At 64.6% G+C, this 20,820-nt stretch carries 17 protein-coding genes; all 17 read right to left on the bottom strand.

Annotation, left to right across the window (positions count from 1 at the left end):
* Positions 1-16: 16 nt before the first annotated feature.
* Positions 17-928, bottom strand: coding sequence for a carbohydrate ABC transporter permease (locus QF050_RS15005; protein ID WP_308931134.1), 912 nt, complete (start codon positions 926-928; stop codon positions 17-19).
* A gap of 8 nt (positions 929-936) precedes the next feature.
* Positions 937-1,866: a sugar ABC transporter permease gene (locus QF050_RS15000; protein ID WP_308931133.1), complete on the bottom strand. Its 930-nt coding sequence runs from the start codon at positions 1,864-1,866 to the stop codon at positions 937-939.
* Positions 1,863-3,323: an extracellular solute-binding protein gene (locus QF050_RS14995; protein WP_308931132.1), complete on the bottom strand. Its 1,461-nt coding sequence runs from the start codon at positions 3,321-3,323 to the stop codon at positions 1,863-1,865. The genes QF050_RS15000 and QF050_RS14995 overlap by 4 nt, the downstream gene beginning before the upstream one ends.
* Before the next feature lie 202 nt (positions 3,324-3,525).
* Positions 3,526-4,569: a LacI family DNA-binding transcriptional regulator gene (locus QF050_RS14990; RefSeq protein ID WP_308931131.1), complete on the bottom strand. Its 1,044-nt coding sequence runs from the start codon at positions 4,567-4,569 to the stop codon at positions 3,526-3,528.
* Between the two features lie 212 nt (positions 4,570-4,781).
* Positions 4,782-5,342, bottom strand: a complete 561-nt coding sequence (locus tag QF050_RS14985; RefSeq protein ID WP_308931130.1) for a hypothetical protein — start codon at positions 5,340-5,342, stop codon at positions 4,782-4,784.
* A 118-nt stretch (positions 5,343-5,460) separates the two neighbouring features.
* Positions 5,461-6,519: a DUF4862 family protein gene (locus tag QF050_RS14980; protein ID WP_308931129.1), complete on the bottom strand. Its 1,059-nt coding sequence runs from the start codon at positions 6,517-6,519 to the stop codon at positions 5,461-5,463.
* Between the two features lie 26 nt (positions 6,520-6,545).
* Complete coding sequence (locus QF050_RS14975) at positions 6,546-7,496, bottom strand: sugar kinase (protein WP_308931128.1); 951 nt, start codon at positions 7,494-7,496, stop codon at positions 6,546-6,548.
* Positions 7,493-8,179: a bifunctional 4-hydroxy-2-oxoglutarate aldolase/2-dehydro-3-deoxy-phosphogluconate aldolase gene (locus tag QF050_RS14970; RefSeq protein ID WP_308931127.1), complete on the bottom strand. Its 687-nt coding sequence runs from the start codon at positions 8,177-8,179 to the stop codon at positions 7,493-7,495. Before QF050_RS14970 ends, QF050_RS14975 begins: the two co-directional genes overlap by 4 nt.
* Before the next feature lie 76 nt (positions 8,180-8,255).
* Positions 8,256-9,650, bottom strand: a complete 1,395-nt coding sequence (locus tag QF050_RS14965; protein WP_308931126.1) for an MFS transporter — start codon at positions 9,648-9,650, stop codon at positions 8,256-8,258.
* Between the two features lie 49 nt (positions 9,651-9,699).
* Positions 9,700-10,752, bottom strand: coding sequence for an alcohol dehydrogenase catalytic domain-containing protein (locus QF050_RS14960; RefSeq protein WP_308931125.1), 1,053 nt, complete (start codon positions 10,750-10,752; stop codon positions 9,700-9,702).
* The gene (locus QF050_RS14955; RefSeq protein WP_308931124.1) at positions 10,749-12,278 is read right to left on the bottom strand and encodes a mannitol dehydrogenase family protein; all 1,530 of its coding nucleotides are present in this window, start codon (positions 12,276-12,278) and stop codon (positions 10,749-10,751) included. Before QF050_RS14955 ends, QF050_RS14960 begins: the two co-directional genes overlap by 4 nt.
* 2 nt (positions 12,279-12,280) lie before the next feature.
* Complete coding sequence (gene manD / locus QF050_RS14950) at positions 12,281-13,498, bottom strand: D-mannonate dehydratase ManD (protein ID WP_308931123.1); 1,218 nt, start codon at positions 13,496-13,498, stop codon at positions 12,281-12,283.
* Entirely contained in the window at positions 13,495-14,475 is a 981-nt protein-coding gene (locus tag QF050_RS14945; RefSeq protein WP_308931122.1) for a 2-hydroxyacid dehydrogenase, read from the bottom strand. Before QF050_RS14945 ends, manD begins: the two co-directional genes overlap by 4 nt.
* A 2-nt stretch (positions 14,476-14,477) precedes the next feature.
* Entirely contained in the window at positions 14,478-15,467 is a 990-nt protein-coding gene (locus tag QF050_RS14940) for a LacI family DNA-binding transcriptional regulator (RefSeq protein ID WP_308931121.1), read from the bottom strand.
* A 543-nt stretch (positions 15,468-16,010) separates the two neighbouring features.
* Positions 16,011-16,292, bottom strand: a complete 282-nt coding sequence (locus QF050_RS14935) for a hypothetical protein (RefSeq protein ID WP_308931120.1) — start codon at positions 16,290-16,292, stop codon at positions 16,011-16,013.
* 51 nt (positions 16,293-16,343) lie between these two features.
* Complete coding sequence (locus tag QF050_RS14930; protein ID WP_308931119.1) at positions 16,344-17,249, bottom strand: diguanylate cyclase domain-containing protein; 906 nt, start codon at positions 17,247-17,249, stop codon at positions 16,344-16,346.
* The gene (locus QF050_RS14925; protein WP_308931118.1) at positions 17,249-20,692 is read right to left on the bottom strand and encodes a response regulator; all 3,444 of its coding nucleotides are present in this window, start codon (positions 20,690-20,692) and stop codon (positions 17,249-17,251) included. The genes QF050_RS14930 and QF050_RS14925 overlap by 1 nt, the downstream gene beginning before the upstream one ends.
* Positions 20,693-20,820: the final 128 nt, after the last annotated feature.

Genomic DNA, 20,820 nt, shown 5'->3' with positions numbered 1-20,820 from the left:
CTTTTGAGAGTTTGAGTTATTTGCTCGCGCCGGCCGTGAGGCCTTCGCGGAGGGTGCGTTGGCCGAAGATAAAGACGACCAGTGCGGGCAGCATGGATAGGATCACGCCGGCGAGGACCACCGAAATGCTTCCGGTGCCAAGGTTGCCCTGGAGCGTGACCAGGCCGAGGGGGAGGGTGAAGTTCTGTTCGCTGATGGTGAGGATCAGTGGCCGGAAGAACTCGTTCCAGTGGAAGTTGAAGGCAAGGATCCCGACGATTGCCATGCCGGGGACGGCCAATGGAACGTAGACGGAACGGAAGATCCGCCATGGTCCGGCGCCGTCCAGGGAGGCCGCTTCTGCGAAGTCGTTTGGCAGGCCCAGGAAGTATTGGCGCATCAGGAAGGTGCCGAAGGCGGTGGGAATGGCCGGCAGGATCAGGGCCAGCAGGGTATCGGACAGGCCCATCCCTCGAATGAGCATGAACACCGGGACGATCGTGACCTGAACCGGGACCATCATGGTGGCCAGCACCAGTGAGAAGATGGCGTTCTTGCCGCGGAAGTCCAGACGGGCGAAGGCGTAGCCGGCCAGGGTGGCGGAAGCCATCTGGCCAAGTGCGATCAGTCCGGTCACCAAGGCGCTGTTCAGGACCAGGAGGCCCACGTTGATCTGTTTGAACACCTCTTGGTAAGCGGTGAAGTCCGGGTTGATGGGCAGGAAGGACGGCGGCAGGTTGAAGGATTCCGACGGCGTCCGCAGGGAGGTGGAAAGGGTCCACAAGACAGGGCCGAGGGTCAGCGCGGCTGCCACGGCCAGGGCCGTGTACCTGCCGACGGTTCCTGCAGCGGGCAGGCGGCGGTGGCGGTAGGGCTTGGGCGCGGTTGGTGTGCCGGTGGTGGAACCGGAGGTCTTCCCGGTCCCGGTGTGCAGGGTCTGGCTGGACATGAGGGACCTCACTGGTAGAAGACGAAGCGGCGGCTGAGGCGGAATTGCAGGGCGGTGACGGCAAGGATAAGAACAGTGAGTACCAGGCCTATGGCCGAGGCTTCGCCGAACTCCAGTTGCTGGAAGGCGGATTCAAAGATGACCATGACGGCGGTGCGGGTGGAATCGCCGGGACCCCCGTTGGTCAGGACGTAGGGCTGGTCAAAGACCTGCAGGGCACTGATGATGGCCATCACGGAGGCCACCAGCACGGTGGGGCTGATCAGCGGAAGGGTGACATTGCTGAACTGCTTCCAGCCTGTGGCGCCATCCAGGTTGGCGGCTTCGTGTAGTTCCTTGGGAATGTTGGTCAGGGCGCCGAGGAAGAGGAGGAAGGAGAACCCGAAGTTCTGCCAGACGTAGACCAGGACGACGACGGCGGCGGAGGCCACGGGACTGGTCAGCCACGGGACTGCGGGAATGCCGATGAGCGACAGGAGCCAGTTCACCACGCCGAACTGTTCGTTGAACATGTATCGCATGAAAATGGACACTGACGCGGCCGACAGCACCAGGGGAAAGAAGAAGGTGGACCGCAGGAACACCCTGAGCCAGGACGGCATCCTGGGCTGCAGCATGGACGCCAGGCCAAGCGCGATGCCGAGTTGAAGCGTGACTGCTACGACGACGAACACGATGGTGTTCAGGAACGACACCCGAACGGTGGGGTCCTGTGCCAAGGAGGCGAAGTTGGCGAAACCGACGAACTGGGGTGCAGAAATGATGTCCCAGCGGAAGAAGGCCAGGACCAGCGAGCCGATGATCGGCAGGAAGGTGAACAGGGCCATCCCGAGTACCGTGGGAGCAAGGAAGATCGTGGCCAGCCACCGCTCAATCAACGGTCGGCGGGCGGCCGCTGTTTGCGCCGTTCGGCGTGGAGCGGCGGCAGTGGTGATCATGAGTTCCTCCTGAGGGCCAGTTCGAGATCTCGCTGCAGGGTGCCCATCGCGGCCCGCACATCAGCGGAACTGCCGCTGACGGCAGTGGAAACGTTTTTCATCAGGGCAGTTTCGACGGCGGCCTGCTGCGGCGGAGCGGGAATGGGGCCGGAGGTGGGGAACCTGTCGAGGGTGTCGTAGAAGACTTTCCAATGCTTGGGTCCGGTGGCCGCGTAAAAGGACTCATTGACCATCGAGCGGCGGGTGGGGGTGGTGTTTGGTTTGGGAATGGCCAGCTGCATTGCTTCGCGGCTGGAGCAGAACTTAACCCATTCCCACGCGGCGTCCTTGTCCTTGGCCGTGCGCATGATCGCATAGCCGGCGGCACCGAACTGATGCCGCTGGCTGCGCCAGCGCGGGAAGAACTGCACGTCGAATTGGTCGGGGGTCATGCCGGCGTCGTGCAGGCCCTGTGCCCAGTAACCGCCGGCCGGCGTGGTGCCGATGCGGTTGTTGCCGAACAGTCCAACCAAGGCGTTGCCGCCCCCGGCTTCAGGACGGACGCCCAGTCCTTCGGCAACGAGTTCGCGCAGGTAGTCGAAGGTTTCGATGACGCGCCCGTCCTCGGCGTTGGGCGAGAGCCACTGGTAGCCGCCGCCGCGTGTGGCCCGGGCTGGGTCGGTCGGGTAGAAACGGTCCCAAAGCCAGTCCCCGCCGGGTGCCTTGGTTTCGGTCAGGAAGCTGGTGTTGTTGGCGTATAGCCATGGCACTACTCCACCGAAAAGGCGGTTGGTCCAGTAGTACGGGGTGAAATCGGCTGGGCGTGCTTTCCGCAACGCACGGAGGATGGCGCTGAAGTCGTCCTGGGTCCAGTCTTCCCTGGGCCGGTCGAGCCCGGCCTGGGCGAAGGTGGTGGTGTTCAAATACATGTTCGCCGCGTTCCAGTCCAGCGGAAGCTGGTAGAGGTTGCCTTGGTACATGAAGGCTTCCAGCAGGCTCGGATGAACGTCGTCGAAGTAATCCCTCATGTCCGCTGCGTCCCGGCGGACATAGTCATCCAGCGGTTCGGCGAGCTTGTCGGCGAACAGTTGGGCGCCCTCAGTGGCTACGTAGACGACGTCCGGCGGTGTTCCGGCGGCGGCCATGGTGAGGATCTTGGAAAAGAAGTCCTTCCAGTCCGCGCCCTGGATCGCCTGCAAGCGGACCGGAATATCAGGGTGGGCGGCGGTAAACGCCTGAACCAGACCCTGGCGGGCCGCCGCGTCGGCTGCCGTTCCAAGGATGGCGATGTTCAGGGCTTTACTCCCGCGGCCTGGAATGTCGCTTCCGGTCAGTCGGGGCCAGGCGCCCACCGTGGCTCCCGCGACAGCCAGGCCGGTCAGGCCCAGCAGGGACCGCCGCGTGAGCTGTGAAAGTCCACTGCCGGACCGCGGCGCATACGAGGGGTTTGCTTTACCCGGTGTCTTTTCAGACGTCATTGTCGGCTCCTCCTAACACGTGTTAAGTAGAGTAGGTAGTGGACCTAACACGTGTCAAGCAAGACTTTTCGAGTGGTTCAGTGAAGTTGAATCACGAGCGCGGACTGCCTGGCCATACGCGGACGTCGTGCTCCCGCCGGGGCCGGGATAGGACGTCCCTGTCATTATGTTTCAGCCAGGCGATATGGAACTGTCCGCCAGGTTAGCCGGCCGGAACCGCTGCAGTGGACGCCCGGGGAATGATCCGGCAGGGCATGTAGAGAGTTCCTGCTTCCAAATCCTCAGCTGCCGGGACTTTTCCTTCGACCGCGTCCAACAGCAGGGACATGGCCGCTGCTCCGATTTCGGCGTGCGGAAGTGCCACCGTCGTTAGGGCGGGAACAAGGTTGGCGGCGAGGTTCTGCTGGTCGTCGTAGCCCACCACGGACAGATCCTCCGGTACGCGCAGTCCCGCGGCCGCGGCGTACAGCAAAACACCGGTGGCAACCCTGTCGTTGGAGCAAATGATCGCTGTCGGCCGGTCTTTGCGGCCCAGAACCGAGGAAGCGGCCCGGTAGCCGTCATCGATGTCCCATCCGGTCGCATGGACATGCTGTTGTTCGGGGCCCAGCCCCGCTTCGGCCATGGCCTCACGGTAACCCTGTTCACGCTGCGGGGCGGCGGGTGAGCTGAGAGTTCCGGTCAACAGGGTGATGCGGCGGTGGCCCAGGTCAATCAGCAGCTGTGCCGCCGCTCGTCCGCCGTCGACCTCTGCCGGTATTACCGACTGGAGTTGCGAGCCGGCATCGGTGCAATTGGCCAGAATGGCTGGCAGGGTGAGCATGGCCGGTGGGGCGGTAATTTCACGCAGGCTGCCGGTGGCGTACATGATTCCGTCGACCTGCCGGTGCACGAGTTGCTGCGCCGCAGCGCCATCGCGGGCCGTATCATGTTCTGTGTCGACCACCAGGACCATGTATCCGCGGGCCAAGGCCGTGCGTGAGGCGCCGCTGATCAGCCGGCCGGCGAAGGGGCTGGTGACGATGTCATCCGTGATGACGCCGATCGTCGATGTCTGCTGGTTGCGCAGGCTGAGGGCAACGGAGTTGGGCGTGTAATTTAGCTCCGCCGCGGCGCGGAGCACCCGCTCCTGGCGTTCAGCGGTGACGTTGCCGTTTGCCCTGCCGTTTAGTACCAGTGACACTGCACTGCGGGACACCCCTGCCCGCCGTGCCACGTCCAGTGCCGTTGCTTTACGTATGGCCATACCGATCCATCACCTGCCTTTCGGCATAGCATACCTAACTCGTGTCAGGTTCTGAGGTAGCCCTGGGTATGGACGAGCAGGACGGCCAACCCGGCCAGAATCTCCTGCTGATGACCCAGAACGGAAGTGGGGATTGCCGTTCCCGGAATGCAAAATGTAAACCGGTTCCGCGTGGCGCCCGCCCCCAGAGCCGTATTTTGCTCCGTGGATCATCAGGCGGGGTCCACCCGGGGAGCTCCCTGGCGTCTGCCTGGTCTGCGCGCGACAAGGGTGAGGGCAGCGCAGGCGCCGGCGATGACGAGCAGGCCGCCGAGCCAGCCCAGTGCCAGGAAGGTCAGGGTCATCCTGTCGCTGGCTTCGAAGGGTGCCAGGGACTGCCCTGCGACGACGACTTTGCCCGCCGCTTCCTTCGCGACGATGGCCATCCGCAGGTTGGGCTCTGGCTGCCAGGTCACGGTGTCAGTACCAAGGGACCTCGCGGTTTGGAGCACACCGTCGGGGACGGAAGGGACAGTGCCATGCAGGGTAACGGTAGTGGAAATTGGGACATTGCCCTCGTCGTAGACAATGAGGAAGATCCCGCTGTCCGGTGTCAGTTCCAACCGGGGTCCGGCCGTGACGTCGGATCCCATGTGCTGGAGCTGGGCTGCGGCAGCGGCGGCTGGTGCCATGTTTGCCGTGTGCCGGCCGATTTGTTGGAACGATACGTACACGCTCCCAAAGATGAGCGTGGTGACGATAGCGGCCGTCAAGCACCAGATGTTCCTGCGCATGGGCTAATCATGCGCCCAATTGGCCTTAAAAGGGGCGGAGCCAGGTTTCTGCCCCAACGGGCGCCACCTCGCCTCAACGGGAACTGTGACGGCCTCACCTGATGACGTTCAGCCGGCTTCAGGCGTCGTCTGCAGATATGGCCAGGGCTGTAGGGTCGGGAGAAGCCCGCTGGGCGACCGTCAGGGTCTGTGCAATGGCAGCTACGCGCTCTTCCACGCTGGCGTTTGGGGGTGCTGCCACCTTGATTGCCCGGAATCCTGTTTTGGGCAGGGGCCCGGCCGCCTCCAGGCACTCTTCTATCCGCCCAATGGTCAGTAGCGAGGCTGGCTCAAGGACTCCCTCTGAACTGATGGTCAGATCGGACGGCCCGGACCGGGCTGATTCTGGCGGGGCGGGCGGTACGTGGACATCAGCCCAAGCGGGACCGTACCTCGTGTCAACGCTGGCGCACCCGGAAAGTACAACGCCTGCCAGCAGTCCACGGTCACGAAGGTAGGTGATGTGTTCACGCCCGGCCTCTGGCCGCCGCTGCTCGATAACCGACCGGCCCCAGTTGACCACCATGCCGAAAGGATGACCTGTGGCGTCGGCCGCCCGCTGCACCGCCTCTGCCTCCGCTTCCAGGCCAAGGAAGCCTTTGGCAGGGACATGGCCTGGTATCAGGGCGTCGCAGTGTTCCAGGACGAGGCGGGCCCCGGCCGTGTCCCAGCGAGCCAGTTCGGTCAGCGAGGCTTCCAGGGCGGCAGCCGACGCGGCATCACCGGCAGCTACCGGGGCAGCATGCAGCTCCAGCGCGACGACGGCCGGCCTGCCCAAGTGCCGGTTGAGCCGTTTCACCGAGTCCAGCGCATCCTGGACAAAATCCAGTGCCGACCTCCGGCCGGACGCGGATGTTGAGGCAAGGCCGAAGCTCTGGTCGGCCTGCAGCCTGGCCATGGTCCCGGGTATGGTCGTCACCACGAACCGTGCATCGTCCGGGAGTTGCCGCAGGAACCAGGCTTCGTCCTCTTTATGGAGCTTCCCCGTGAAGGGAACTTCCAGGCCGGCCACGCCCTCGAGGGCAAACACGGAGGCCAGGAACTTTCCTTCAGCAACGGGATCCCATCCCACCAGGCTTGGCGCGGCCGCATAGGCGCCAATGACATACGGGGTCCTGGCCGGGCTTGTCGAGGGCATCATGGTCTCCCTGGGTTTTGTGTCCGTCAACGGCTGACGGGCTCGCGTGTTTGCAGCATCGGCAGTTCGTGACGGCGGGGGAGGCCTTCCCAGTCTCCCGGGACGAGGCAGGCGAACGCGCCGGTTGCGGCGGCGGTGTTGAGCCGCTCTTGCGGTCCGCGGCCGGTGACGAATTCGGCCAGGTAGCCGGCGACGAAAGCATCACCGGCCCCCACAGTGTCTACAGTGTCAACGGTGACCGCGGATTGGCGGAATATAGTGTCCTGAATCAGGGCAATTGCGCCGTCTGCGCCGAGTTTGATGACGGCCTGGCGTGGACCAAGCGCACTGATGCGCCGGGCCAGCTCCTCCGGGTCGCCGGCGCCGACCGCGATCACGGCTTCATCCTCGCCTGCGAACACGATGTCGGCGAGCGGGATGATGTCCCGGTAGACACTTCGGGCAGATTCCGGGGACCACAGGTTTCCGCGGTAGTTCAAATCAAAGGAAACCGTCACGTGGTGGGCACGCGCGCCCTCCACGGCGTGTCTGAGCGTTGATGCCGCCTCCGGGGAAAGCGCGGGGGTGATACCCGTGACGTGGAGCAGGGCAGCTCCGGACACCAGTTGTTCGTCGATGTTCTCCGGCGTGATCCGGGATCCGGCGCTGCCGGACCGGTAGTAGCTGACGCGTTGGGTGGCGGGGGTCCGGCGTTCCTTGATCATGAGTCCGGTAGGGGCCCACGGGTCGATGACGGTACGGACGTCGACGCCCTCGGCCCGGATTTCCCGTTCCACTAGGCTACCCAATGAGTCAGCTCCCACGCGTCCGCACCAGACCGCCTGTACGCCGAGCCGTTGGAGCCCGATGGCGACGTTGGATTCCGAGCCGCCGATGCCCAGGCTGAGGGTGGAGGTGTGGGCGAGAGGCCCCACCTGGTCAGTGCGCATAAGCGCCATGGTTTCGCCGAAGGTGAGCACGTATGGCGCGTCGTTCATCGGGCTGCTCCAAGCTGTTCTGCGGTCTGGTCCACAAGTTCCCGGACGCGGCGGGCACGGGCCGTAAGGTCAAGGAGGTCGCCGCCTTTGAAGGCATCCCCAAGGAGGGGGCCGCCCATGCTGACCGCAAGTGCTCCTGCCCGGATCCAGGCGGGAACGTCGTCGATGTCCACGCCACCGGAAGGGATGACCTCGATGTCAGGAAAGGGTCCGCGCAGCTGTGAGATGTAGCCGGCACCAACGTTGGAGGCGGGGAAAACCTTGACGGCGGTGGCGCCCAGTTTCCATCCGGCATGGAGTTCGGTTGGGGTCAGACCGCCCGGGTAGACGGCCACGCCGCGGCGGACGCAGGCGGAAATGATGTCCGGATCGGTGACGGGGGTGACGATGTAGGCCGCACCAAGATCCAGGGCGGTTTCTGCTTCGGCGGCCGTGGTGACGGTTCCGACGCCGATTTCCACGGTGTCGCCGAACCTCTCCTGCAGGAGGGGCAGTTCGTCCCAGACACCCGGCGTGCTGAGGGTCAGTTCGATGCTCCGGATACCGCCCAGTTGGAGCGCCTCGATGACCGGCGCGTACTGGGAAGCATGGCCGGCACGGAGGACTGACACAACCCGGGTTGCGCTGAGGATGGCTGATGGGGTGGGCCGGAGAAGTGTGCCCTGGTCATCGAGGCGCGCCATTGAAGTTCCTTCTGCTCAGGTGTGCGGTGGTGACGTGCCCGACGGCGGCGCGTACCGCCGTCGGGCGTTCAAGGTCTTATTTGGCGTGCTGGGCGGCCGTTGCGTTGGTCCCTGCACTGGCAGTGGCGGGCATGATTTCGCTGTGGTGCCGGGCATCTTCCGGATCGGTGAGGTCGCGGTTGAGTGTTTCCGGCGTAAGCCGGGTGGCGATGAAACTGACCACCATGGTCAGCGACATGTAGATGGCGACAGGGATCCAGGAGTTGCTGAAGAGTCCCAGCAGTCCGGCGCAGATCATGGGCGCCACGCCACCGCCAATGATGGAAGAGAATTCGCGGCCCAGGGTGACGCCGGCGTAGCGGTAGCGGCTGCCGAAGATTTCGGGGAAGTAGCTCATGTGGACGCCCACGACGCCCTGGCAGGCGAGCATGAAGCCCACGATGATCACCAGGACGATGGCTATGGGGGATCCGGTGGTGAGGAGCATGAAGGCCGGTGCCGGGAAGAGGATCAGTGCCCCGGTGATGAGAGAGACGACGCGTCGGCGGCCGATCTTGTCGGAGAGAATTCCGAAGGATACGGCTGCGACGCCGCCGCAGAGTGCGCCGATGAGGAGGACCGGGGGGATGAACTTGGGATCGGTTCCGACGACGGTGATCAGGTAGGAGGCCATGAACACCTGGATGGTGTAGGACTGCGTGCTGACGCCGAGGTTCATGAGGATGACCCGCAGGACGTTGGCCTTGCCGTTCTTGGCGACTTCCTTCAGCGGTGCCGGGGGGACGGTGCGGGCCTGCTTGATTTCTTCGAAGACGGGGGATTCGTCGAGCTTGCGCCGGATGACCAGGGCGGCGATGGTGACGAAGATGCTGGACAGGAACACGAGGCGCCAGCCCCAGGTCAGCATGTCGTTCGGGGCGAGGGACTGGGCCGCGATCCATACGAGGGCGCCGAGGGCGGTGCCGGCAGCCGCGCCGACCATGATGAGTGAGGCGAGCTTGCCGCGGGTGCCGGGGGCGGCGGATTCGGTGAGCAGGGTGGCGCCGCCGGACTGTTCGGCGCCGGCGCCGAAGCCTTGGGCTGCGCGGCAGACGCAGAGCAGGACAGGAGCGAAGATGCCGATCTGGTCGAAGGTAGGCAGCAGGCCGATGGCAAGGGTGGCGCCGCCCATGAGGAGCAGGGTGACCACCAGGACCCATTTGCGGCCGAGCCGGTCGCCGAAGTGGGAGAAGAAGACGCCGCCGAGGGGGCGGAAGAGGAATCCCACGGCGAAGGTGGTGAAGCTGGCGATCAGTGCCGCCGCCGGGGAGACGTTGGGGAAGAACAGTTTGCTGAAGACGAGGGCGGAGGCGGTGCCGTAGATGACGAAGTCATACAGCTCGAGGGTTGTACCGATGAGGCCGGCGACGGCGGCCTTCCGGACTTTGCTTTGGTCAACGTTCCCTTGTGGGACGTGCGCTGCTGTAGTCATTTCCATACTCCTTTGAATGGATGTCCTGCTGTGTTCTGTCTGTGGTGAATCAGTAGGTGACGAGCACCTTGAGGTTGGTCGGGTCGGTCACCGGTGCCGTGAGGGCCTCGGCGGCTTCTTCGAGCGGATAGGTGCTGGTGATGATGGACTGCAGGTCCACCACGCCGGAGGCGGCGAGGCGGATCGCCGTCGGGAACGCGTTGGCGTAGCGGAACGCGGTGACGAGGTCGATCTCGTAGCGCTGGAGGAATCCGAGCGGGATGCCGTCCACGGTGGGTTTGGCCTGGCCGACCACGATGGCGCGGGTTGCCGGTGCCAGAGCCTTGATGCCGTCAGCGAGGGCTAGGGAATTCCCCGAGCATTCGATCAGCCGGTCCATGCCCGCAAGGTCCAAGGGCGTGGTGGCGGTGTTGATGGTGCGGGTGGCGCCGAATTTGGTGGCGACGGCGAGGCGGTCGTCGTTCACGTCCGTCACCACGATTTCGGCGGCGCCTTGGGCTGCCGCGACCTGGGCGACGAGGAGGCCGATGGGTCCGGCACCGGTGATCAGGACACGGTGGCCTTTGTGGACCTGTGCGCGTTCGACGGCCCAGACGGCGACGGCGAGTGGTTCGATCGCTGCGCCGATTTCGGCCGGGATGGTGTCCGGCAAGGGGTGCGCGGCGCTTTCGGGGACCACCACATGGCGGGCGAAGAGCCCGTCGGTCGGTGGGGAACCAAAGCAGGTTCCGGTGGGGCAGAGGTTGTAGCGTCCGGACAGGCACGTGGCGCATTCCCGGCAGGGCAGGGCAGGTTCGATGACCACAGGGGTGCCGCTGGTGATGGTGGCCTGCGCACCCGCGGCGATGACAACTCCGGCGCCTTCGTGTCCCAGGACCGTGGGCTGCCCCAGCACGTTGGTGCCGTTGCGCCCCTCGGCGTGGTAGTGCATGTCCGAGCCGCAGATCCCGCCGGAGCGCATTTCGACCAGAAGGTCATTCGGGCCCAGGTGCGCCAGTGGCTTGTGCTCGATGCGCAGGTCGCGGGCGCCGTGCAGCACGGCAGCCTGGGTGCCGGTGGGAAGCGCGGGCGTGTTCGTTTCGGGGATGGCTTGGGTGGTCATGGCGTGCTCCGTGTGGTGTGGAGGGACGGGGCTGGAGTGAGGGAATCCGGTGTTCCGGCTTCGGCGATGGCGGCCAGTGGACCCGCAGTGTGAATGATGTCGATGAACTCGCCGGTGCGCAGGATGAACCCGTCGCGTCCGGCCAGTTCCTCGCCGAGGAGGTGGTGGTCGCCGATGACCTTGCGGGCGAGGTCGTGGCCGGAGCGGGATCCTGCTGCGAGGCCGGCCAGCAGCCCGCGGGCCGGGTCCTCCATTGCGTGGGCGTGTGGTCCGGGATCGAAGCCTGGCAACGGGGCGATGCATGCGAGATACGCGGCGGTGGTGAGGGCCAGGAGGTGGGGCATCCCGCCGTCGTCGAGCATCTGCAATGCAGGCAGGGGGATTCGTTGGCGGAGTTTGACGGAGCCGTCGGATCCCACCTGGCTGGTGCGGTGGCCCAGGGCAGTGTTGCGCCAGCGGGTGAAAAGCTCCTCTTCGTAGGCGTCCACGTCGACGTCGCGTGGCACCGCGACGGTGGGCAGATACTCGTTGCGCAGCACGGAGCGGGCAGCCAGTTCGATGGACGGGCAAGAGACGGATTCGGGGATGGTGATGGCCCCGGTAAGGGCTCCGAGGTAGGCGATCAGTGAGTGCGTGCCGTTGAGCAGCCGGACTTTCAGCTGCTCATAGCCGCCTACCTCGTCGGAGAACACCGCCCCGCCGGCCTCCCAGCCAGGCCGTCCGGCGATGAAGTTGTCCTCGATGATCCACATGCTGAACGGTTCGGCCGGGACAGGAATCCGGTCGTTGTACCCGCGGTGGGAGGAGACCAGTCTCCGGTAGTGGTCCGTGGTGGCAGGCACGATGCGGTCAACCATGGAGGAAGGGAAGCTGGTGCGGCCGTCAATGAAGGCCAGGGCCTCGGCGGCTTCCGCGGGCGGGAGCACGGAGGCGAATTCACGGACCAGTCGCTGGGTGTGATGGCCGTTGTCGGCCAGGTTGTCGCAGCTGAGGATGGTCACCGGCTCGCCATGGGTCCTTGACCGGTGCTGCAAACCGCGGACGATCTGACCGATGGGAGTCCGCGGTGCGTCGGGATGGGCCAGATCATGCCGGATTGCCGGGTCCTTCAAGTTCAGAGAGCCGGTGGCGGGGGTGTAGTTGTAGCCGTTCTCGGTGACGGTGAGGGACACGATCCGGGTACCGGCGTCGCCGATAGCCTTTACTACCCGGTGTGGATTGGTGGCTGCCGTGAAGGCATCCGTGTGCACTCGGGGCACCGAGTAGGTGGCGCCCGCCGGGGACATTTCCACCACGGTGTAGAGCATGTCCTGGGCATGCATGGCGTCCGCGATGGTGGTGGAGCGGCTGGCAACACCGATGATGCCCCAGTCACCGCCGTGGGCGACTACGGCGGCGTCGGTATAGACGGCCTGATGTGCGCGGTGGAAGTTGCCGAGGCCCAAGTGGACAATACCGGGAGCCGGTGCTGCCGGCCGTCGCAGTATTCCGGGAGTGGCCGCGGACAGCGGGGGAATGGAGGTCATGGCTACCAGTCCTTCATGGAGCCGTCGAGCTCACGGGCGATGGGCAGGTAGGCCTGTTTGTACGGGAAGCGTGCTGCTGCTTCTTCGTTGACCTGCACGCCCAGGCCGGGTTCGTCTCCGGGGTGAAGGTAGCCGTCCTCGAACCGGAAGCTGGACTGGAAAACCTCCGAAACCAGCGGGTCGTAACCCATGTATTCCTGGATCGCGAAGTTGCTGGTGGCCAGGCCCAGGTGCAGCGAGGCGGACAGGTTGATGGGGGAGACATCCGAGGGGCCGTGTGGGGCTCCCTTGATTTGGTACACCTCGGCCAGCGCCAGGATCTTGCGGACGTGGGAGATGCCTCCGGCGTGGACGACCGCGGTACGGATGAAATCGATGAGGCGTTCGGTAATGAGGTGCTCACAGTCCCAGATGGTGTTGAAGACCTCGCCGATGGCCAGCGGGATGGTGGTTTGCTGGCGCAGGGTGCGCAGGAGACGCTGGTTTTCGGCTGGGGTGACGTCTTCGAGCCAGAACAGGTCTACATCTTCTAAGGAACGGGCCAGGCGGGCGGCCTCGGTGGGATTGAGCCGGTGGTGGACGTCGTGGAGCAGCTTGAGCTCGGGTCCAACGTGATCGCGGACGGCCGACAGGACTTTCGGGGCGTGCCGGAGGTACGCGGAGGTGTCCCAGTCCTCTTCGACTGGTCCGGCGCCGCGGCCGGCTGGTTCATAGCTGGCGGCTCCCTTGGTGACGCCGTAGACCTTGTCCAGTCCGGGGACCCCTGACTGGGCGCGGACGGCCCGGAATCCCTGGTCGCGGCGGCGGTCAATGGAGTCGAGGAGTTCGGGGATGTCCCAGCCGGTGGCGTGGGTGTAGGTGAGTATCTTGTCCCTGGCGGCTCCGCCGAGGAGTTGGTAGACGGGGACGCCGAGGGCTTTGCCCTTGATGTCCCAAAGTGCGAGGTCGATCGCGCCGATGGCTGCCATGGTGACGGGGCCACGGCGCCAGTAGGCGCCCCGGTAAAAGTACTGCCACGTGTCTTCGATGCGGTCGGCGTCCCGTCCGAGCAGGGCGGGAGCGAGGTGGTCGCGGAGGTAGCTGGCAACGGACAGCTCGCGGCCGTTGAGGGTGGCATCGCCCCAGCCGACGATGCCGTCGTCGGTGGTGATTTTGAGGGTGACGAAGTTGCGGCTGGGGCTGGTGACGAGGACGTCGACGTCGACAATCTTGCTGGTCATCTGGAAATCACTACGTTCTTGAGGGGTTCGTTGTTTGACAGGCGGCTGATGTTTTCGGCGATTTCGAGTGCGCGCCCGCGGAAGGTTTCGGCGGTGACGCCGGAGGAGTGCGGGGTCATGATGATGTTGTCGAGGCGGCCGAAGGGCAGTGCTGACGGTTCCCCGCGTCCGTCCGGGCCGGGGTACTGGTACCAGACGTCGATGGCGGCGCCGGCGATCCGGCGGTCCTTCAGCGCCTCGTAGAGGGCAGCTTCATCAACCACCGGGCCCCGGGCGACGTTGACGATCTGTCCGTTGGGCCCGAGGTCGTCCAGTTCGGCCGAACCGATCAGTGAGGTGGTCCCGGCGTCGAGCGGGATGCTGACCACCAGCACGTCGGATTCGCTGAGTGCCTCGCCCAGCCGGTCGGTGGTGCCTGTCCAACGCAGCGCATGCTTATCAGCGTTGACGGATCCGCTGCGGGTGATGGCGATGCCTTCCGCGCCGAACGCCCGCAGCAGGTTCCAGGCGGCACTGCCAATGTGTCCGAAGCCGAGGAAGGTGACTATGGCCCCGCGCAGTGTTTCGGGCTGGCGGATGTCGGGGGAGTAGACGGATGAGGACCAGATGCCGGTCCGCAGGGCCGCATCCTGGCCGAGCAGGTTGCGGCGCAGTGCTACCAGGACGGTGGCGATGTGTTCGGCGATGGAGCCTTCGTGGTGGAAGGTGTTGGCGCAGACGGCCCCTGCCGGCAGCGCCCCGGCATCGATCCCGTCGTAGCCGGCCCCGGCGACGTGGATCAGCCTCAGGTTCCGCGACTCGGTGCCCATGGCGGCTGTGAATTTCGGGCCCACGTAAACGTCGGCGTCTTTAAGGTCTGTCAGGACAGAGTGTTCGTTCCAACTGTCGTGCCAGGAGGTGACGGTGCCGTCCGGCAGGGCTGCTTCGAAGCTGGCCCGTTGCGGCATCAGGTTGGGGTCTGCGATGACAATTCTCATGGTTACTTTCCCTGGAGGGTATGGTCTGCGTTGCGTGCGGCGAAGGTTGAGCCGCGCACGATGAGCTGGGAGTTGAGGTGGACCGCCTCGGTGGCGCTCGGTTTGCCGGCGATCTGTTCGAGAAGGAGTTCGAGGGCCAGGGAGCCGCTTCGGCCAATCGGAACGCGCACGGACGTCAAACCGGGCTCCGCGGCAGCGGCGATGTCGAGGTCATCGATGCCCACCACGCTGATGTCCTCAGGACAGTGGTAGCCGAGGGTCCGCGCGCCCGCGAGCACGCCGATGGCCACCAGGTCGTTGTAGGCGATGACGGCCGTGGCACCGCTGGCGACCACCGACGCGGAGGCGGCCAGTCCGCCGTCGACCGTTGCGTTCTGGTTGCCCACGGTGACCAGTTCGATGCCCCACTCATCACAGAGGCGGGTGACTGCGGCGAGGCGCTGGCTGTTGGCCCAAGAGGACGCCGGACCCGGAATGTAGGCCAGCTTCCGGTGGCCCAACGCGTGAAGGTGTTCCACAGCCTGGCGAAGTCCCTCGCCGGCTTCCATCAGCACACGGGCCGCATGGTCTGCTTCACCGTTGATCACCACAAGGGGTGTGTTGCCGGTCAGCTGGTGGATCTGGTCCGAAGGCAGGCGGGGGGAGCAGAGGATGATGCCGTCGACGCCGGTAGCAAAAGACTCCAGGTGGTTCCGTTCCCGGGTGGAGGACTCGGAGGTATCAGCCAGGACCATGCGGTGCCTGCCGTGCCAGGCCTGGTCCTGGATGGCCTTGATCAGGGCCGCGAAGACGGCGTTGGAGATGTCCGGAACAATAACACCGAATGTGCGGCTTCCCGTGACACCAGGAATGTCGTAACCGAGTTCCTCTGCGGCCGCGAGAACTTTGGTCCGCGTCTCCACGGCCAGCCGGCCCGGATCGCCAAACGCACGTGAGGCTGTTGCCAGGGACACGCCAGCCAGCTTCGCGACGTCCGTGAGTTTTGCCGGCATGAGTCCTCCAGTTGCTTCGTTGAAACCTTGCCTCATCAGTATGGAAAAGCTTGTACAAGCTTGTCAAGGGTTTTCATGAAGTGGATCACACGCGATAAGGGAATGGTTATGGCTGGTCCCGGACGGATTGAAGGCGGACCAGACTGCTGCACGAGCCGTCGGCTTGCAGCAAAAATGTGCTTCGTCTCGGAGCCATCCGCTCCACTCTGGGAAGTTTTCGGTCCGGGGCCGGGGCGGCACCGCCCTCGTCGCCGCCGCTAATGGCGTTGGCGGCGTAGGAGCCAACCTCCCGAAGCGACAGTCTCAAGGAGTAGGGTGTGCCGTAGCCGACGAAGGGGTCACGATGAGCTACAAGTATCGAACTGTTCGGGTTCGCGGTACCGAGCTGGTTGGAACAATTGCCAGGAAACATGGGGGTGCGCCTGAAGTCTACGAGACGTCCAAAGACCTGAGCACGTCAGTAGTTCCGGTGTTCTTCGAGGAAACGGGCGAGATCCGTTTCTTTGACAGGTCAGTGCTGGAGGACGTTGTGGCACCAGCCACTTAGACCGCCTGGGCGTACCGGGGCGGGGGCCACGCCCGCCTGAGCGTCGACGCGGCGGCCGATCCAGTGGGCACCGACGAAGCCGTGGGCGTGGTGGCGGTGTGTCGTGGCGCGCCGACCCGGGCCGCTGACTCACTCAGGCGGTCGAGGAGGGCCCGCAGGTGCGCGGGCCCATCCGCTCCAAGGCCTTCGGTAATGCTGCGTTCGACGTCGGCGATCTCTTCGTCGGCCTCGCGCATCGCTTCCCGTCCGGCGTCGATGCGAACCAAAGGTGACAGCATCCTTTCCAAGGTCGGTGTCGGCTGAGCCCCAACTGCTGCTCAGCCCCGCCTTTACGGAGCCAGCTCCACCCGGTTCCGGCCAGCTGATTTGGCGGCGTAGAGAGCCGCGTCGGCCTCACCCAAAACGCTGTCGGCCTCAGCGTGAAGCCCGGGTGTGAACGCCGAAATACCTGCGCTGATTGTCAGGTGACCCGTCGGAGCCCCCGAGTGGATGATGTCAAGCGTCCGGACCGCGTGCAATGCCCGTTTCAGCATGTCTTTGGCACCCTGTTGTGACTGCTTCGGGAGGACCAGCAGGAATTCCTCGCCGCCGTACCGGTACACCCCATCACTGCTGCGTGCCGCTTTGGCAAGAACAGCCCCCACGGCCCGCAGCGCCATGTCGCCTGCCTGATGCCCGTAAATGTCGTTGTAGCTTTTGAAATTGTCCACGTCGCACATAGCCAGGCAATACTCCTCCTGGTAACGCTGGCTGCGGGCGTGCAACTGTTCCAGGTCCTCATTAAGCTTCAACCTGTTGTTCAGACCCGTCAGAGGATCGGTCCGGGCCTGCTGTGAGAGCACCTTACGATAGTGCGCCAAGTCAGCGTGCAACGTGGTGACCCGCCTCGCCACCAGCAGCCGGGCATGCAGGACGAAAGGGTCCAGCGGCTTGGTGACATAGTCGTCTGCCCCCGCCTCAAGCCCGGCGAGGACGTCGCCACGGGAGCCTTGCGAGGTAAGCAGGACGATATAAGTGTACAAATCGGCGGCCCGCGCCCGAATGGCGCGGCACAATGCCAGGCCGTCCAGGCCGGGCATCATCCAGTCCGTGACCACCACGTCCGGCTGGTGCTTCAGATACATGGCCCACGCTTCGTCGCCGTTTCCCGCCGTGAGGCAGTCATGACCTGAGCGTTCAACCGCTGCCTTTGCTACCAGGAGCGAGCCAGGATCATCGTCTGCCACCAGGACCATCACGGCGCACTGCCCAGGGCCTGATCGAGTTCGATATTTGCTTGCGCAAGCGCCGCTTCCAATCGGCTGACAAGGTGCAAGGCATCGTTCTGCTTTCCGGTCCCACCAATGGCTTCCAGCTCGCCGCACAGGGCTGCGGCAGTGGTGGCGCCGATGTTGGCCGCGGCACCCCTGAGTGCGTGGGACGCCTGCGCCAGGGCCGGACCGTCGCTGTCATTGATCGCTTGATGCAGGGCGGCAATCCGGTCCGGGATGTCGTTTCGGAAAGCTTCTGCTGCCGCAGGCAGCAGGCCCAGACCGTCCGCAGGTCCAAGATCACGAAGAATGGCCAGCCGGCCCTTGTCGAGCCCCCGGATAGAATGCTCGCCGTCAAGGGCCTGATGTTCACCGCCCGTGACGGCCAGGGGTTGCCCGGGCAGGAAACTTGCCGTCTGATCAGGGACCCACCGGGACAGGACTGCTTCGAGTTCAGAGGCGTCGACGGGTTTGGCGAGGTAATCGTCCATGCCGGCAGCGAGGCAGCGTTCCCGGTCCCCGTCGAGGGCACCGGCCGTCATGGCGATGATGGGTAGCCGGTTGTTCCCTGTCTCGCGGCTCCGGATGATCCGGGTGGCTTCGAACCCGTCCATCACCGGCATGTGGCAGTCCATCAGGACGGCGTCATACCGTGTCTTTTCGACGGCGGCCACAGCTTCGGCACCGTTGGCGACGACATCCACCGGATAGCCGAACTTCGCCACCGTTGACCGGGCCACGAGCTGGTTGACTTCATTGTCCTCGACGACCAGGAGCCGCCCCCGGACCAGACCCGTGTAGGAGGGTGCGGATACTGACCGCCCAGCCACAGCCGCGCTGGTCGTGCTCGTGAGACTTTCACGTGGCGGGCGTTTTTCACTGGTGGACATCAGTCGGATCAGGCGGTTGTAGAACTCGGAGCTGCGGACAGGTTTCATCAGCCATTCCCGGACTCCGGCGTCGGCTATTGCTGATCCTTCGATCTGCATGGTTGACGTGAGCATGATCAGTTCCATGCCGTTCAGGGCCGGGTCCGCCTTGATGGCCCGTGCCAGTTCCAAGCCGTTAATTTCCGGCATGCAAAGGTCCAGTACCGCAAGATCGAACGGTGCTCCCCGCCCTGCCGCTTCCCGGGCCCGGGCGAGTGCGGTCTTAGCGTCCGGCACGGCGTCTGGTTGCAGCCGCCAGCCGCGCAGCTGTGATTCCAGTACCAGGCGGTTGGTGGTGTTGTCGTCAACCACCAGTGCCCGCATACCGGTGAGGACATCTGCGTTCGGCAAGGGATCTGTGGACGCGGGCGCCACCGGCAACGGGATACGGAACCAGAAAGTACTGCCTTGACCGGGCACGCTTCTCATCCCGATCTCACCGTTCATGGCTTCGGTAAGGCGGCTGCAGATTGCCAGCCCCAGGCCCGTGCCGCCATAGCGGCGGGTGGTGGAGGCGTCGGCTTGCGAAAACGATTCGAACAATCGGGTGTGTTGCGCGGGTGCGATACCGATTCCTGTATCCCGGACTTCGAAATAGGCGCCGGCAGCGGATTCGGGCCCGGTCTCCGGTGTTTCGGTTCCTATTCGGATGGCCACTTCGCCTGTGGGTGTGAACTTCACCGCGTTGGAGGCCAGATTCAGCAAGATCTGGCGGATCCTGCCTGAATCTCCGATCAGCCTGCCGGGAACGTCGGGCTCACAAAAGGCGATGAGCTCCAACCCCTTGGCTTGTGCCGGCTCTGCCAGCAACCCCGCGACTTCTTCCACCAGGAGGCGGGGATCGAAGGGGCGCAGGTCCAGATCCACCTTGCCCGCCTCCAGTTTGGAAAAATCCAGGATGTCATTGATCAAGGCCAGCAGCGCATCGCCGGCGCTTTTGACCCCGTGGGCGTATTGCTTCTGTGTTTCATCCAAAGACGTTTCGAGCAGAAGTGCCGTTAATCCCACAACGCCGTTCATAGGTGTACGGATTTCATGGCTCATGGTGGCCAGGAAGTCGGACTTGAGCCTGCTTGCCTCCAAAGCGGCAGCCCTCGCGGCCCTGAGCTCATCCTCGGCGGCCCGGCGGAGGGTTATGTCCCTGGCGATGACTGCGACCCCACGAAGGTTCCCGTCTTTTTGGATCGGAGAGACCGTCACTGACACCGGGATGACCGTCCCGTCTTTCCTCACGTGTTCGGTTTCAAAGTTCATCGCGTCGCCGCTTTCCCGGAGCCGCTCGAATATCTCCTCGGTCCCATCGGAGCCGCCCGGCGGCAGGAGGATTCGCCCGTCCTTGCCGATGGCTTCCTCGGCAGGGTAACCGTATTGCCGCTCCGCTCCGGGATTCCAGCTGGTGATGACGCCCTCCGGGGTGGTGCTCAGGATGGCGTCCGTGGAGGAATTCACAATGGCGCCCAAACCCTCGAGCTCGGCAGTACGGACGGCCACTTCCTCCTCCAGACCTGTGGCAAGAGTGATGTTCTGAACGACGATCAGCACCTGCCGGATCAGGATGAGGACCACAGTTGTTCTGGCCACCACCAGCAGGAAGGTACCCAGTTCCTGTACGTGGGGGCCGGCAACGACAACCAGGGCCGCCAGGATGGGGGCGTAGGGGAGCAGCTCCAGGGCGAGTGCGAATGCCTTGCGCTCGGGTTGCGGTTTTTGCGCGTAGGGGAGAAGCGGTGCAAGCGCAATCAGGAGGAAGGCGCCGATCCACCCCAGCGCAAGGGGCGAACCCGTGACGCCCGTGACGCCGTCGAACGTCAGCCTGACGTAAGTGCTGTCGGTGATGGTGAGGGCGAGCAGGCCGCTGCCGAAGCATAACCACGGAAGGCGTTCGCCTGGTTGCCGGCGCATTGCGAGGACCAGCACCAGGGATGTCATAACCACGTCCACGACGGGGTAGGCGACACTGACGAGCACGGTCAGGATGTCGCCTTCGGAGCTTAGGGCCGGCCCCAGTGCCGTGTACCAGCTGATCGCTAATACGGAGCCGGCAATCACCGAGGCATCGAGTGCTGACCTGACCCAGCCCACCTTTGTGGTGCCGGCCGGCCGCTTGAAGCTGAAAAGCGCCGCGGCGGCGGGTATGGAGTACGCGAGGAACAAGACGTCAGCCGGCGAGGGAAAAGGGTAAGTGTTGTCGTTGGTCAGGCCAAAGTAGGTCCAGAGTGCCTGGCCCCCCGCCCACGTAAACGCGGCCACTGCCATGAAGGACCACGCCCGTGCGTTCTCACCGCGCCGTGCGGCCAAGCTGCAGCTGGTACCGGCCACCAGGGAGGCAGCCAGGATGAGGCAGTCGCCCGTGACCCTCGCGGGTGCGGTTCCGTTGTTCGAAACAAAATACAATGCCAGAACCGCCAGCACCACGGCGGCAGAAGCAATTAGCCCAGCCAGCCGGGCCATGCTTCCGCCGACTGGCCGTCCCGGTTCAAGGAGACCTTTCTGAGACACGTGCAGCCCTCCCAATAGGGCGCCCCTTGCCCGCAAGAAATTGAGACCCGGGCCGCCCGAAGACCCGGGCGGAGACGCACACCCAAAATATATCCCTCTTAACTCAATTCCGAGGGCATCGTGAACCT

The sequence above is a fragment of the Arthrobacter sp. SLBN-112 genome, assembly GCF_030944625.1.
Classification (GTDB): domain Bacteria; phylum Actinomycetota; class Actinomycetes; order Actinomycetales; family Micrococcaceae; genus Arthrobacter.
The sequence above is the reverse complement of the archived record's forward strand: the minus strand, read 5'-3'. Positions and strand labels throughout refer to the sequence as shown.